The following is a 13,878-nucleotide window of genomic DNA, read 5'->3' on the forward strand; positions in this document are numbered from 1 at the left end:
CAACGGCTTCCTGCGGTCCGAGGGCCGCGGCCTGAGGATCGTCTCGGGTGCCGCCTCGGGCGGGGTCGCGCTGGTCGTCGACGGCGACGCGAAGGTGCGCGGCACCGACATCCGCGGGCTCAGGATCGCGACGCCGGAGGCGGGCAACACCCAGGACGTCGCACTGCTGCACTGGATCCGCGAGCAGGGCTGGGAGGTGGATCCGCGCACCGGGCGCGGTGACGTCACGGTGGTGCGGCAGTCGTCCAAGGAGATCCCCACCAGCTTCCGGCGGGGCGCGATCGACGGGGCGTGGGTGCCGGAGCCGGTGGCCGCGCAACTGGTCGCCGCCGGCGGGCGGGTGCTCGTCGACGAGTCGGACCTGTGGGACGGCGGCGCGTTCGTCACCGCCCTGGTGGTGGTGTCCCCGTCGTTCCTCGCGGACCATCCGGACGTCGTCGATGCCGTGCTGCGCGGCTCGGTACGCACCAACGCCTGGCTGAAGAGCCATCCGGCCGAGGGCAAGACGGCCGTCAACGGCGCCATCGAGGCACTGACCGGACGGCCACTGGAGAGCGGGGTCCTCGACGCGGCCTGGCGGCACGTGAGCCTCACCGACGATCCACTCGCCGCGACCCTCGCCGAGGAGGCCGACCGGGCCGACCGGCTCGGGCTCCTGCACGGCGCGGACGGCACGCAGGGCGGCGATGCGCAGGCGGCCCTGCGCGGGATCTTCGACCTGCGCCCCCTCAACCGGGTCCTCGCCCAGCAGGGCGAGCCGGCCGTGGACGACGCCGGCCTCGGCGTCGCCGACCGCGGCACCTGACCCCCGACACCGACCGGACTTTCTGGGCAGCACTGCCCGTACTGCAAAGGATTTGATCACATGTCAGAAACGGTGCTGCGGGCCGGCGCACCGACCCGCCCGGTCGCCCTGGCCGAGGTGGAGCAACCGGCCGTACGGCTCACCCATGTCTCCAAGTGGTTCGACACCGCGGGACGGCGCCAGACGGTCCTGGACGACATCAGCCTGACCGTCGGCCGCGGCGAGTTCGTGTGCGTGCTCGGCGCGTCCGGCTGCGGCAAGTCCACGCTGCTGAACCTGGTGGCGGGCCTGGACCGGCCGTCCACGGGCGCCATCGAGGTCACCGGCGGCCGGCGGCCCGCCCTGATGTTCCAGGACCACGCCCTGTTCCCCTGGCTCACCGCCGGCCGGAACATCGAACTCGCCCTGCGGCTGCGCGGAGTACCCCGGCGCGAGCGGCCCGAGGAGGCCCGCCGGCTCCTCGAACTGGTCCGGCTGAAGGACGCCTACGGCAAGCGCATCCACGAACTGTCCGGCGGCATGCGCCAGCGCGTCGCCCTGGCCCGTGCGCTCGCCCAGGAGGGCGACGTGCTGCTGATGGACGAGCCGTTCGCCGCGCTCGACGCCATCACCCGGGACGTGCTCCACGAGGAGCTCACCCGCATCTGGTCCGAGAACAAGCTCTCCGTCGTCTTCGTCACCCACAACGTCCGCGAGGCGGTCCGGCTCGGCGAGCGGGTCGTGCTGCTGTCCTCCCGCCCCGGCCGGATCGCCCGCGAATGGACCGACTCCGACCTCCCGGAGGCCGCGTTGACGGCCCGGGTCACCGACGCACTGCGGGAGGAGATCCGTCGCCATGGCCGCCGGTGAGACGGTCGCCACCAAGAAGGGCGTACGAGAGGTCCAGGAGACCGCGGACGTCGAGGCCGGCCTCGACGCGCTGGACAGCGCACCCGTAGGCCCGGCCCGGACACCCCTGCGCCAGATCCTGCGCGAGCGGGTACTCCCGCCCGTGGCCGCCGTCGTCCTCGTCCTGCTCGCCTGGCAGGCCGCCTACGAGGCCGAAATCAAGCCGGACTACCTGCTGCCGTCGCCGGGCGACGTGTGGCGGGCGCTGTCCGATCAGTGGTACGAGGGCACGCTGTTCTCCACCGTGTGGACGAGCATGCAGCGCGGCGCCCTCGGGTTCGCCGCGGCCGTCGTCATCGGTACCGCGCTGGGGCTGCTGCTCGGCGCGGTGCGGTCGCTGCGGGTCGGGATCGGGCCGGTGCTGTCGGGGCTTCAGTCGCTGCCGTCGGTGGCGTGGGTGCCGGCGGCGGTCGTGTGGTTCGGGCTCACCGACGCCACCATCTACGCGGTGATCCTGCTGGGCGCCGTACCGTCCATCGCGAACGGGCTGCTGGCGGGCGTCGACCAGGTGCCGCCGCTGTATCTGCGGGCGGGACGGGTACTGGGCGCCACCGGCCCCGCCCGGGTCCGGCACGTCCTGCTCCCCGCCGCACTCCCCGGCTACCTGGCCGGCCTCAAACAGGGCTGGGCGTTCTCCTGGCGCTCCCTGATGGCCGCGGAACTCATCGCCAGCTCCCCCGAGTTGGGCCTGGGCCTGGGCCAACTCCTGGAAAACGCCCGCTCCTACCAGGACATGGCCCTGGTCCTCGCCACCATCGGCGAGATCCTCCTGGTCGGCATCGCCGTCGACCTACTGCTGTTCGCACCACTGGAGCGACGGGTGCTGCGGTCGCGGGGGTTGGCGGGGGCGCGGGGGTAGCTGCGGGCAGTCGTGCCTCCCCCAGAGGGGGACCCCCAGGGCGGCACGGGTGGGCGCAGCGGCACCCCACCAGCGCCGGGCTGCGCACCGTACGCAGCGGCCCCCCGTCGCGCCGGGCTGCGCCCCCCGGCTCCGGCGCCGGCCTGTGCGCCGTCTGCTGTACTGGTCGGGTGAGCGTGCCCTCGGGTCCGGGATCCTCGTGGCTGTTGCGGCTGGCGCCGGACACGGTGCCGCCGCAACCGGCGTGCTCACCCGAGACGCTGGCCGCCGCCGAACACCCGCTGGGCCCCGACCCCGTCGGCTGGGCCCTCGAGGTCGCCCGGGACATGGCCGCACACATCGTGCGGCAGGTACCCGAGCACGGTGCGCCCGGTGCCGCTGTGCCCTTTCAGCGTGCTGTCGAGGCCACCGTCCTGACCGCACTGACCGGCCTGCTCACCGAGCCGGAGCCGACCGCCGCCCTGGTCCCGCCGGAGGCTGTCGCGAGCAACGCCGAACTGGCCCGCCGTAATGTGCCGTTGGACCGCGTGCTGCGCGGCGTCCGGCTCGGGCACGCCTACCTGCACGGGCGGCTGATGGAGGCGCTGGGCAAGGAGCCGGAGGAGATCCGGGTCCAGGAAACGCATCGGGTCAGTGAGCTGCTGTTCGTGTACGCCGACGTCCAGGCCAGCCGGCTCGCCGAGGAGTACGTCGCCGAGCGCGACCGCTGGCGGCGCGGCCGGGAGGCGGCCCGCCGCCGGATCGTGGACGAGCTGCTCGCCGGGCGCCTGGTCGGCGGCGCTGTCGCCGCCCGTACGCTCGGCTACGAACTCGCCCGGCATCATGTGGCGTTGATCGTCACGTCCGGTTCTCCCGACACCTCGACCGAGGAGCTGCGGCTGCTGGCCGCCGAGTTGTGCCGGGCGGCCGGCGCCGAGCAGCTGCTCACCGTAGCGGCGGGCAGCGCCGAGCTGTGGGCGTGGATGTGCTGGCCGGCCGAGCCGCGCCGCGCCGCCCTCGCCCGGCTGCCCCGCCAGGTCCCCGAACGCCGGCCGCTGCGTGTCGCGCTCGGCCCGGTGGGCTACGGCACTGAGGGCTTCCGGCGCAGCCACCGCGGCGCCCGGGAGGCGGAACGGATGGCCCGCCTCGGCCGTACGGGCTGGCTGTGCGACTACGCCGACGTGAGTACGGCGGCGCTGCTCACGGCCGACGTGGAGCATGCACGGTGGTTTGCGGCGCGGGTTCTCGGGGCGTTGGGGGGCGATGATCCGCGGGTGCGGGAGCTGCGGGAGACGCTGCGGGTGTATCTCGCGGAGGGGCGGAGTCCGCAGGGGGCTGCGGAGCGGTTGTTCGTTGCGCGGAACACGGTGACGTATCGGGTGCGGCGGGCTGTGGAGTTGTTGGGGCGGCCGTTGGAGGTGGACGCGTTGGAGCTGCGGATGGCGTTGGAGATCGCCCGCCTGCTGGGGCCGGGGTAGGGGCGTCGCGCAGCCCGGCACGACTGCCCGCGGCCTGACGTACCCATGTCCCAAAGACCGGTCGGAGTTTGTGCTGTCGGCCCAAAGCCCGGGAGGCGTGGGCGACGTTCACTGCAACGGAAGACCAACAGCACCTGACGACGCGCCCCCACCGCGTACCCGCAGCCGTACACCCCTTCACCACCCGGGATCCGCCATGCCCTTTTCCCCCGCAACTCCGGCCACTCCCGCATCCCCCACCCGTCGCACCCTCCTGCGCACCGCCGCGGCCGCCTCGACCCTCACCACGGCGGCCGCCCTCCCCCTGCACCCCACCCCTGCGAACGCCGCGCCCCAGCCGAGCCGCGGTACCGAGCTGGTCCTGCTCGGTACCAGCGGCGGCCCGGTCCCCATGCACGGTCGCGCCGGTATCGGGTCCGCGCTGGTCGTCGACGGCCGGGCCTACCTCGTGGACTGCGGCCCCGGCATCTTCGGCCGGTACGCGCAGGCCTGGCTGACGGCCGAGCAGCTCACGGCGATCTTCGTCACCCACCTCCACTCCGACCATCTGTCGGACCTGTACGCCCTGTTGTGGCTGCGGTTCGGCGGGTACCAGCCGCTGGGCGGGCCGGTGCACGTCTACGGGCCGGGTTCCGCGGGGAACCTCCCCGCCACCTGGCCGAAGGGCCGCTCGGTGCGGACCGTCTGCCCGTCGGAGCCCGCGCCCGGCACGGAGGACCTGATCGCCGGGCACATCGCCGCCACCGCATACGACATCAACGTACGGATGCGCAGCGAGGGCTGGCCCGACATCCGCACTCTGATCCGGCCGCACGACGTACGCTTCCCGCTGCCGAAGACGGCGGGGCCGCGCAAGCTGATGGCGCCGCCGATGGAGCCGTTCGAGGTGATGCGGGACGACCGGGTGCGGGTCACAGCGGTGCTGGTGGAGCATCCGCCGGTCTTCCCGTCGTTCGCCTACCGCTTCGACACCGCGGACGGGTCTGTCGTGTTCAGCGGCGACACCGCGCCATGCGGGAACGTGGCGCGGCTGGCCCGGGGCGCGGACGTGCTGGTGCACGAGGTGATGGACCTGGAGACACTGGCGCTGGGCGGGCTGAAGCCGGCCCAGCTGCGGCACATGGAGATCAGCCACACGGACGCGACCCGGGTGGGCCCGCTCGCCGAACGCGCCGGTGTGGGCACGCTGGTGCTGAGCCATCTGGTCCCGGGCGCCACGAACATCGTCGACGACTCGACCTGGCACACCAAGGCGAGCAAGGGCTACTCCGGCCGTGTGGTGGTGGGCCGCGACCTGGCCCGCCTGCCGGTGGGCGCCCGGCGGGGCTGAGTGCGGCCCCGGCCGATCTCGCCTCGCAGGCGCTGGGCCCGCAGGACCAGTTCCAGTTCGAAGCGCCGGTCGGGGTCGTCGATCTCGTCGCCCCAGAGTTCGCGTATCTGCCGCAGCCGGTAGCGGACGGTCTGAGGATGGACGCCGAGCCGTGCCGCCACCTCCGGCGCGCCGCCCCTCGTCTCCAGCCACGCCAGTAACGTCTCCGCAAGTCTCCGCCCATGAGTGGGGCCGCAATGAGCCAACGGCGCCAGACAGCGCAGCGCCAGGTCGTCGATCAGTTCCTCCGGCTGGAGCAGCACGAGGGCCTCGGTGTGCTCGGTGCAGAACAGCACCTCCCCGGCGGGCAGCAGCCGCCGTTCCATCAGGTGTACGGCGGCCTCGGCCCAGCGCAACGACTTGGCGGCGTCGGCGAGCGGCACGGGCGGTCCGATCGCGCCCGCCCAGCCGCCCAGCGCCCGGTGCAGCAGTTCGCCCCGGCCGGCGGCGTCCGGTTCGGGGACGACCATGCGGGGCTGCTCGTACTCCAGGTCGAGCAGCACGCCCTGCCCGACCGCCGGTGCCACCGCCTCGCGGGCCGGGCGCAGCAGCACCCCGACGGCGACCTTCTCGGGCAGCGTCCAGCCGATCCGGGCGGCGCGTTCGGCGAGGGCGTCGGCGGGGTCGCCGCGGTGGCGTTCGGCGAGCAGCAGCTCCATGAGGCGGCGTTGCAGGCGCAGGCGTTCCCCGGCCTGGCGGGCGGCAGCCTCGGCGTAGCCGCGTACGGACTGGTCGACGAGGCCGTCGAGGTACTCGTAGCCGGCGTCGACGAGTTCGTACATCGCGGGCGGCGGGATCTGCACGCGCTGCCCGATGTCGGCGAAACGGCGCCAGGCCAGGCGTACGCCCATCCGGTAGATCGCCTGGAGCGAGTCGAGGGTGCGGCCGTTGAGGCCTTCCCCGCGGCCGAAGTCCTGGAAGACGCCGGGCGGGACGGTGGGGCGGCCCGTGGAGTAGTCGGCGTGCTCCAGGTGCTGCACGAACACCTCGATGGCGCGGCGGATGCCGACCAGGGCCATCGGCTCGCCGTTCTCGTCCAGGACGACGGGCAGGTGCGGGTACTCGCGGCGGATCTCGCCGAGGATCTCCTCGGCGAGCGCGGGCGCCTCGGCCATGGCGATCGCCGCGAACCGGCGCACCTGGAGCCGGGGCACGTCGTGCCAGGCGGAACGGGCGGTGACCGCTGCCGGACGGGCCGCCACGGTCAGCTCCCCTGGCCCGCTTGCTCGTATGTGATCAAAGGCGTGTTGGGCTGCTCGGGTGTGGACTCGAGCAGCGCGACGATACCGAGTGCGGCGCCCACCGCGAGGGCGGCGGCGATCACGACGGTCACGGTGGCGGCGAGCAGTCTGGGCATGCGGGGTCAGCCTCTCTCGTCCAGAGTCCGGAGGTCGTCCCACCCCGGTGCCCCGCCCCTGCCGTTCGGAGCCCAGTCTCGACAGGGCGCTCACACGGCGTCAAGGGTGGGTATCGGCCGAGGCTCACTTTGTGACGTGACGTCAGCTACAACAAGCGCCGAAATTGTCATGCCGGTGAGTAGCCCTGGCGAACGCCTGGGCGAAAACTGTCCACCCACCCCGAGCACAACCCGTCCACAGCCCCCACGCAGGAACAGCACAGAGACTTTTTCTTCCCCCACGTTCTCTCCCCCCACGCTGAGTTCCGCACCCTGAGACGAGTTGGAGCACCCATGCCCCAGCACGTACCGCCGCCGCTGCGCACCGAGCTCCCCCGGCCGCAGCAGCACCCTTCGGCGCTCCCCCCACCCCCGCGCCGAATCGTTTTCCTCGCCCATCGGGACCTCGGCAATCCGGCGGCCGGCGGCTCCGAACTGCTCGTCGACCGGCTGGCCGAGGGCCTGACCCGGCTGGGCCACCAGGTCACGCTGCTGTGCGGCGGCCCCGCGGCCTATCGGGACTACCGAGTCGTCTCGGCGGGCGGCGCCTACGGCCACTATCTGCGCGCCCGCTCCGCCTTCGCCCGTCAGGTCGGTGACTGCGACCTGCTGGTCGAGGTGTGCAACGGCATGCCCTACCTCGCGCCCATGTGGCATCGCGGCCCGACGCTGTGCCTGGTCAACCACGTACACACCGATCTGTGGCCGATGCGCTTCGGCGGTCCGCTCGCCCCCGCCGCCCGCATCGGCCGAAGACTCGAGCACTGGGCGCTGACCGGGGCCCAGGCCCGCAGCCTGATGGTGGCCGTCTCCCCCTCCACGGCCCACGCCCTGCGTGCGATCGGCGTGGAACGCGAACGCATCCGGGTCGTGCACAACGGCGTGGAGGAACCGGGTCCGCGGGCGGACCGCTCGCCCGAGCCACTGTTCCTGGCGGTGGGCCGGCTCGTCGAGTACAAGCGCATCGACCTGCTGCTACGGCTGTGGGAGCGGGTCCGGCCGGTCACCGGCGGCCGGCTGCTGATCGTCGGCGACGGCCCGGAACGCGAGCGGCTGGAGCGGCTCGCGGGCCCGGACGTGGAGTTCACCGGCCATGTCTCCGACGCCGAGAAACACCGACTGCTGTGCGCGGCCTGGCTGCTGGTCCATCCCTCGGCGGTGGAGGGCTGGGGCCTGGTCGTGACCGAGGCGGCCACCCGTGAGACGCCGACGATCGCCTTCGACGTGCCCGGTCTCCGGGACTCGGTGATCGACGGCGAGACCGGCGTCCTCGCCCACGGCGAGTCGTCCTTCGCCGCCGCCTGGTGCACGCTTGCGCTGTCCGCGCACCGCCGGGAGCTGATGGGCAAGGCGGCCCGTGAACACGCGGCGCGCTACCGATGGGATCGGACGGTCCGGCAGTTCCGCGCAGTTGCGGCGGAGGCGGTGAGGGGCTGGGAGCCGTGACCGGCACCGGCCTCAAGGACCCGTCGATACGCCGGTCCCTCGCCCTCTTCCGCGCCTTCCTCCACGAGCAGGACGACCCCGAGGCCTGCTACGCGCTGCTCGCCCGGGACGCCGCCGACCAGGTCGAGGCCTACGACGGTCCCCTCGCCGGCCGCACCGTCGTGGACGTCGGCGGCGGCAGCGGCCACTTCACCGAGGAGTTCCGGCGCCGCGGCGCCGAGGACTACCTGTTCGAACCGGACGTACGCGAGCTGGGCGAGAAGCCGCCCGACGGGACGGTCATCGCGGACGGCTATCTGCTGCCGCTGTACGACGGGGTCGCCGACGTCACCTTCTCCTCCAACGTCCTGGAGCACGTGGCCGATCCGCAGACGTTCCTCAGCGAGCTGGCGCGGGTGACCCGGCCCGGCGGGCTGATCTACGTGTCGTTCACCAACTGGCTGTCCCCGTGGGGCGGCCACGAGTGGGCGCCCTGGCACTACCTCGGCGCCGAACGGGCCCGCGCCCGCTACCGCCGCCGTACCGGCAAGGACGCCAAGCACACCCTCGGCGAGAACCTGTTCGCCGTGCACATCGGCCCCACCCTGCGGCAGGTGCGCGCCCGCGACGACGTCACGGTCGTCACGGCGCGCTCCCGCTACTGGCCGTTCCTCACGGAGGCCGTCGTCAAGGTCCCCGGCCTCCGTGAGCTGGCCACCTGGAACCTCCTCCTCATCCTCCGGCGGTGTCCCCCATGACGACCACGGTCCAGGCCCCTCCTCCGGCAGCCGTCCCCACCACCGCGACCACCGCGGGCCCCCCGGAGGGTCCGCGGTCGCGGCGCTGGCTGCTGGGGTTCTGGGCCGTGGTCCTCGTGCTGTTCCTGGCCGTGCAGCCGGGCCGGCAGACCTTCGACACCAAGCTCGGGGTGACCGTCGACCCCGGGCAGTTCCTCGCCGATCTCGGCCAGCTGTGGCACGACCGGGGCGGCTTCGGCGGCATCCAGGACCAGTACGTCGGCTATCTGTGGCCGATGCTGCCGTTCCACTGGCTGTGCCGCACGGCCGGTCTGCCGGTGTGGCTGGCGGAACGCCTGTGGATGTCGATCATCGTCGCCGTCGCCTTCTGGGGCGCCCTGCGGCTGGCGGAGCGGCTGCGCATCGGCAACGGCACGTCCCGGCTGCTCGCGGCGGTCGCGTACGCGCTGTGGCCGGTGTTCACCACCGTCGTCGGCTCGACGTCGGCGGCGGCGCTGCCCGGCGCGTTCCTGCCGTGGGTGCTGCTGCCGCTGACGAACGAGCGGTACAGCGCACGGGTCGCGGCAATCCGCTCGGCGCTGATCGTCCCGTTCATGGGGGGTGTGAACGCGGCCTCGACGCTGGCGTCCCTGCTCCCGGTGGGCCTGTACCTGCTGTCCCGCCCGCCCGGGCCACGGCAGCGCAAGCTGATCGCCTGGTGGGTGCCGGGGGTGCTGGTGGCGACCGCCTGGTGGTGGATCCCGCTGCTGCTGCTCGGCGTGTACGGCGAAAACTTCCTTCCCTATGTGGAGAGTTCGCAGACCACGACGGCCACCATGTCGGCGCCGGAGGCGCTGCGCGGCGCGGGCAACTGGGTGGCGTATCTGCACTTCGGTGAGGCGTGGCTGCCGGCCGGGTGGGCGGTGGCGTCCTCGGTGGTCGTAATCGTCTGCTCGGCGTGCGCGGCCGGGCTGGGCCTGGCCGGGCTGGCGCGCCGGGATCTGCCGGAGCGGCGGTGGCTGGTGCTGACCGTGCTGACGGCGGCGCTGATCCTGCTCGCGGGGTACGGCGGCGCGTTCGGCGCGCCCTTCCACGACACCGTGCAGGACTGGCTGAACGGCTGGCTGGCACCCTTCCGGAACATCTACAAGTTCCAGACGGGTCCGGCCCTGGCGCTGGTGCTGGGCCTGGCCCACCTGGTCGCCGTCGCCGCCGAACCGCGGGGCGCCCGCCGCGTGCCCGGCCGCCGCTTCGCACCGCTGGTCGCGGCGGTGCTGATCCTGCCGGGCCTGCTGTGGCCGTACCTCAACGGATCGATCCTCAACCCGGGCCCCTTCCAGGAGCTCCCCAAGTACTGGCAGGCCACGGCCGACTGGCTGGAGAAGTACTCCCCCGACTCGCGCGCCCTGGTCGTCCCGGCCACCGCGCACGGCATCCACACCTGGGGCTCGACCATCGACCAGCCCCTGGACGTCCTCGCCGACTCCCGCTGGGCCCAGCGGGACTACGTCCCCTTCGGCACCCCCGGCAACCGGCGCGCGATGGACGCGGTCGAGCAGGCGCTGTTGACCGGCGGCGAAGTGCCGGGCCTGGCGGACTATCTGAGCCGCGCCGGGATCCACTACGTCGTCGTACGCAACGACCTCGACCCCGACCAGATCGGTGCCGTCCCGACGACGACCGTCAAGCGCACCCTGGAGCAGTCCGGCTACCAGCGGGTGACCGGCCTCGGCCCGGTCATGACCGGCGGGCGGATCGCCGACGGCACCCCGCTCCAGGTGGAGGGCCTCTATCCCCGGCAGCGGGCGGTGGAGATCTATCAGCCGCGCGGCGAGGACGTCCCCCGGCCCGGCCAGGCCACGCTGTACCCGGTCGCCGACACGGCCGTCGTCTCCGGCGGCCCCGAGTCCCTGCTGCCGCTCGCCGCCGAACTGCGCGGCCGGGCCTCCGTCCTGACCGGCGACAACCACCCCGGGCTCGGCTCCCCGCAGCTCCAGGTCGTCGGCGACGGGCTGCGCCGCGCGGACACCCGGTTCGGGCTGGTCAACGCCAACACCTCGTACACGTACACCCGGGACGAGCGGAACGCCCCGGACGCCTACCAGGACGCGGACGAGCCTCCGCACCAGATCCTGCCGGTGACCGGCACCGGCCACCAGACGGTGGCCGAGCTGCGCGGCGCCCGCTCGGTGACGGCATCCTCGTACGGCAGCTGGTTCTTCCACCTCCCGCAGTTCGACCCGGTGAACGCCTTCGACGGCAACCCGGACACCGCCTGGACGGAGGGCTCGGACGGCACACCGAACGGGCAGTGGCTGCGCATCGGCTTCGCAGAGGAGGCCTACGACATGCCGTCGTCGTTCCGGGTCACACCGCTGCCGCAGGACAGCGTGCGGGCGGCGCCGACCCGGGTGCGGGTGGAGACCGAGCGGGGCTCCGTCACCAGCTTCCTCCAGCCGAACGGCATGACCCAGCGCATCAAGGCAGCGGCGGGCTCGACGAGTTGGATGAAGCTGACGATCGTCGACTCGGTGGAGCGCCGGGCCGGTCTGCTGGGCGCGGGCTTCGCCGAGATCACCCTGCCGGACGTACAGGTGACCCGGATGCTGCGGCTCCCGACGGACGCGTCGGAAGCGACGCCTGGTGAGCTGATCTCCCTGCATCGCACCGCCGACCCCACCGGCACGTCCCCGACCGGCACCGAGGCGGGCCTGCACCGCCGCTTCTCGACGGGCACGGCGGGAACGTACGAGGTGAAGGCGAGCGCGGTGCCGATCCCCGGCGAGGAACTCGACCGGCTGCTCTACGAGATCGCGCCCGACCAGCAGGACCGCATCACCGCGACCGCCGACTCCACGGCTCGGCTCGGCACGGGCCTGTCCGCGCGCAACCTCACCGACGGCGACCTGACGACGGCATGGATCGCGGGCGACCGCCCCACGATCCACCTGCGCTGGCCGGACAGGCAGCCGGTGAGCGAACTGGTGCTGGCCCCGGCGGGCGGCCTGTCCACCCGCCCCACAGAGGTGCACATCAGCTCCCCCGACGGCGCGGCGACCGCCGGCGTCGACGAGAACGGCTGGGTCCGCTTCCCGCCGATCACAACGGACCGCCTCGACATCACCATCACCGAAACCGCCCCCCTGACCCTCCACAACCCGGTCGTCGACGAGGACCTGCAACTCCCCGTCGGACTCACCGAGGCCTACCTCCCGGCCCTCGACCGCTACCGCACCCCGCAGCCGAAGCCCGAGCGCACCTTCTCGCTGCCGTGCGGAGAGGGACCGGTGCTGGCCGTGGACGGGAAGCTGTACCGCACGAGCGTGAAAGGAACCGTACGCGACCTGGCGGAACACCGGCCGGTCGAGGTGTCGTTGTGCCCGTCGGACGGGCTGGACCTGACCCGGGGCACCCACCGCGTCGAGGCGGGCGACGCCGGCCCGCTGGTCCTCACCGACGTCACCCTCACCCGCGGCACGGTGACCGAGCCCGTGACCTCCGGCCGCGACCTGGAGATACGGGACTGGCTGGGCGACCTGCGCGAGGTGAGCGTCGGCTCGGGCGCGGCCTCGTACCTGACGACGTACGAGAACTTCAACGACGGCTGGCGGGCCACGCTGAACGGCGACGAACTCACCCCGGTCCGGCTGGACGGCTGGCAGCAGGGCTGGCGGATCCCGGCCGGGGCGAGCGGCACGGTCAAGCTGACGTACGAGCCGTCGACGACCTACGAGGCCGCCCTCATCGGCAGCGGCGCGGGGCTGGCGGGGCTGCTGGCCCTGGTCCTGTGGCGCCGCCGCGCCCCCAACCCCGACCCGCCGCAGCCGGTGCCCGGGGCGCCAGGCTTGTGGCTGGGCACGGCGGCGCTGACGGTGGTCGGCATCGTGATCGCCGGATGGTTCGCGCTCCTGGTCCCCGCCCTGGCGGTGCTGGCGTACCGGCGGCACGCCCTGCTCGTCCCGATCGCCTTCGTGGCGCTCGCGGGCGCCGGCATCGCGGCGGCGACAGGCGCCGGGCAGCCGGTGGCGCACAGCACGGGAGCGTTCGGCCCGGCGGCCCAACTGCTCGCCCTGATCGGCCTGTTCGCGGCCCTGGTGAGCGTACGGGAGCGGAGAGCGCCGGGGACGACGGCGGTGCTGCCACCGGTGCCGGGGGCCTCCGAGCCACCGACGCAACCCCTGCCACACCGCCGACGGGGCGAACACGGGCCGCTCCCCCAGCGCGGGCCGGTCCCGCAGCCCGACGCCGGGCCGACGGTCTCCGCGCGCGGACCGGGCAACCCGCAGTTCGGCCAGGGGAGAGAGGAACGCCCATGACCGCAGTCGAACACCCGGCACACCCTGCACACCCGACCCGGCCGCCGGTCCGCATCCCGTTCCCGGTCGTGGACGAGGTGGCCCGGCACTGCCTCCAGGACGAGGAACCGGAAACCGTCCACATCGAGGTCCACCTCCCCGGCCCCCTCGACCCACCCCGCCTCCGCAAGGCCTTCACGGAGGCCCTCCAACGCCACCCCCGCATCCTGATGCGCGAGGCCCCGGGCCGCTGGTACCGCCGCCGCTACGAATGGGAACTGACGGCAGAACCGGACGTGGAGGTGGTCAGCTTTCCGCCACCGACCCGGGACGCGCTGAGGGACGCCAGAACGCGTACGCTTTCGGAGGCGCCACCCCTGTCGGTGTCGCCACCGATACGCCTGGAGGTCGTCACCACCGCAGCTGCGAGCAGCCATGCCGCCAGGGCGACGCCCGCCCACACCGCCGCAGCTGCAGGCAGTCGTGCCGCTGGGGCGGCACGGGTGGGCGATGGGGGTCCCCCCGCTCGAGCGAAGCCGAGAGTGGGGGAGGCACCCCACAACGCCGGGCAGCGCACCCACCCCACCGGCACCACCCCCGGCCCGCAGCCGCCCCCCACCCGCACCGTCCTCTTCCTCACCATCAAC

General features: G+C 73.4%; 10 protein-coding genes and 1 pseudogene. 9 read left to right on the forward strand and 2 right to left on the reverse strand.

Translation table 11 applies throughout. The features are described from left to right. From ACTWQJ_RS30825 to ACTWQJ_RS30845, 5 genes are all read left to right on the forward strand, one after another. Positions 1-805 (forward strand): ABC transporter substrate-binding protein (locus tag ACTWQJ_RS30825; protein WP_443309803.1); only part of this gene is annotated, 805 nt, incomplete at its 5' end. A 60-nt stretch (positions 806-865) separates the two neighbouring features. Further along, positions 866-1,654: an ABC transporter ATP-binding protein gene (locus ACTWQJ_RS30830; protein ID WP_443309804.1), complete on the forward strand. Its 789-nt coding sequence runs from the start codon at positions 866-868 to the stop codon at positions 1,652-1,654. Next, entirely contained in the window at positions 1,641-2,552 is a 912-nt protein-coding gene (locus ACTWQJ_RS30835; protein WP_443309805.1) for an ABC transporter permease, read from the forward strand. Before ACTWQJ_RS30830 ends, ACTWQJ_RS30835 begins: the two co-directional genes overlap by 14 nt. A gap of 170 nt (positions 2,553-2,722) precedes the next feature. After that, entirely contained in the window at positions 2,723-4,009 is a 1,287-nt protein-coding gene (locus ACTWQJ_RS30840; protein ID WP_443309806.1) for a PucR family transcriptional regulator, read from the forward strand. A gap of 196 nt (positions 4,010-4,205) precedes the next feature. Beyond that, the gene (locus ACTWQJ_RS30845; RefSeq protein WP_443309807.1) at positions 4,206-5,339 is read left to right on the forward strand and encodes an MBL fold metallo-hydrolase; all 1,134 of its coding nucleotides are present in this window, start codon (positions 4,206-4,208) and stop codon (positions 5,337-5,339) included. Here ACTWQJ_RS30845 and ACTWQJ_RS30850 read toward each other — a convergent pair. Together ACTWQJ_RS30850 and ACTWQJ_RS30855 are read right to left on the reverse strand one after the other, a co-directional pair. Continuing rightward, positions 5,273-6,580: a PucR family transcriptional regulator gene (locus ACTWQJ_RS30850; protein ID WP_443309808.1), complete on the reverse strand. Its 1,308-nt coding sequence runs from the start codon at positions 6,578-6,580 to the stop codon at positions 5,273-5,275. The genes ACTWQJ_RS30845 and ACTWQJ_RS30850 overlap by 67 nt on opposite strands. A gap of 2 nt (positions 6,581-6,582) precedes the next feature. Continuing rightward, a complete protein-coding gene (locus ACTWQJ_RS30855) occupies positions 6,583-6,735 on the reverse strand; it encodes a hypothetical protein (protein WP_165396386.1) in 153 nt (50 codons plus the stop codon). Positions 6,736-7,068: 333 nt separating this feature from the next. Between ACTWQJ_RS30855 and ACTWQJ_RS30860 the strand changes: the two genes are divergently transcribed. The 4 genes and pseudogenes from ACTWQJ_RS30860 to ACTWQJ_RS30875 all read left to right on the forward strand — a co-directional run. After that, complete coding sequence (locus ACTWQJ_RS30860) at positions 7,069-8,220, forward strand: glycosyltransferase family 4 protein (RefSeq protein WP_443309809.1); 1,152 nt, start codon at positions 7,069-7,071, stop codon at positions 8,218-8,220. Next, positions 8,217-8,957 (forward strand): class I SAM-dependent methyltransferase, encoded by a 741-nt coding sequence (locus tag ACTWQJ_RS30865; protein ID WP_443309810.1) that lies wholly within the window; start codon positions 8,217-8,219, stop codon positions 8,955-8,957. Before ACTWQJ_RS30860 ends, ACTWQJ_RS30865 begins: the two co-directional genes overlap by 4 nt. Continuing rightward, a complete protein-coding gene (locus ACTWQJ_RS30870; RefSeq protein WP_443309811.1) occupies positions 8,954-13,252 on the forward strand; it encodes an alpha-(1->3)-arabinofuranosyltransferase in 4,299 nt (1,432 codons plus the stop codon). Before ACTWQJ_RS30865 ends, ACTWQJ_RS30870 begins: the two co-directional genes overlap by 4 nt. Further along, positions 13,249-13,878: pseudogene (locus tag ACTWQJ_RS30875) on the forward strand (condensation protein); the annotation flags it as partial. The gene ACTWQJ_RS30870 and the pseudogene ACTWQJ_RS30875, both read left to right, overlap by 4 nt.

Source organism: Streptomyces sp. KR55, from assembly GCF_052245645.1.
Classification (GTDB): domain Bacteria; phylum Actinomycetota; class Actinomycetes; order Streptomycetales; family Streptomycetaceae; genus Streptomyces; species Streptomyces flavusporus.

Excerpts from the sequence above, each read along its gene's own strand:
- ACTWQJ_RS30870 (WP_443309811.1), top strand. The coding sequence starts at position 8,954 with ATGACGACCACGGTCCAGGCCCCTCCTCCGGCAGCCGTCCCCACCACC.
- ACTWQJ_RS30845 (WP_443309807.1), top strand. The coding sequence starts at position 4,206 with ATGCCCTTTTCCCCCGCAACTCCGGCCACTCCCGCATCCCCCACCCGT.
- ACTWQJ_RS30830 (WP_443309804.1), top strand. The coding sequence starts at position 866 with ATGTCAGAAACGGTGCTGCGGGCCGGCGCACCGACCCGCCCGGTCGCC.
- ACTWQJ_RS30855 (WP_165396386.1), bottom strand. The coding sequence starts at position 6,735 with ATGCCCAGACTGCTCGCCGCCACCGTGACCGTCGTGATCGCCGCCGCC.
- ACTWQJ_RS30835 (WP_443309805.1), top strand. The coding sequence starts at position 1,641 with ATGGCCGCCGGTGAGACGGTCGCCACCAAGAAGGGCGTACGAGAGGTC.
- ACTWQJ_RS30860 (WP_443309809.1), top strand. The coding sequence starts at position 7,069 with ATGCCCCAGCACGTACCGCCGCCGCTGCGCACCGAGCTCCCCCGGCCG.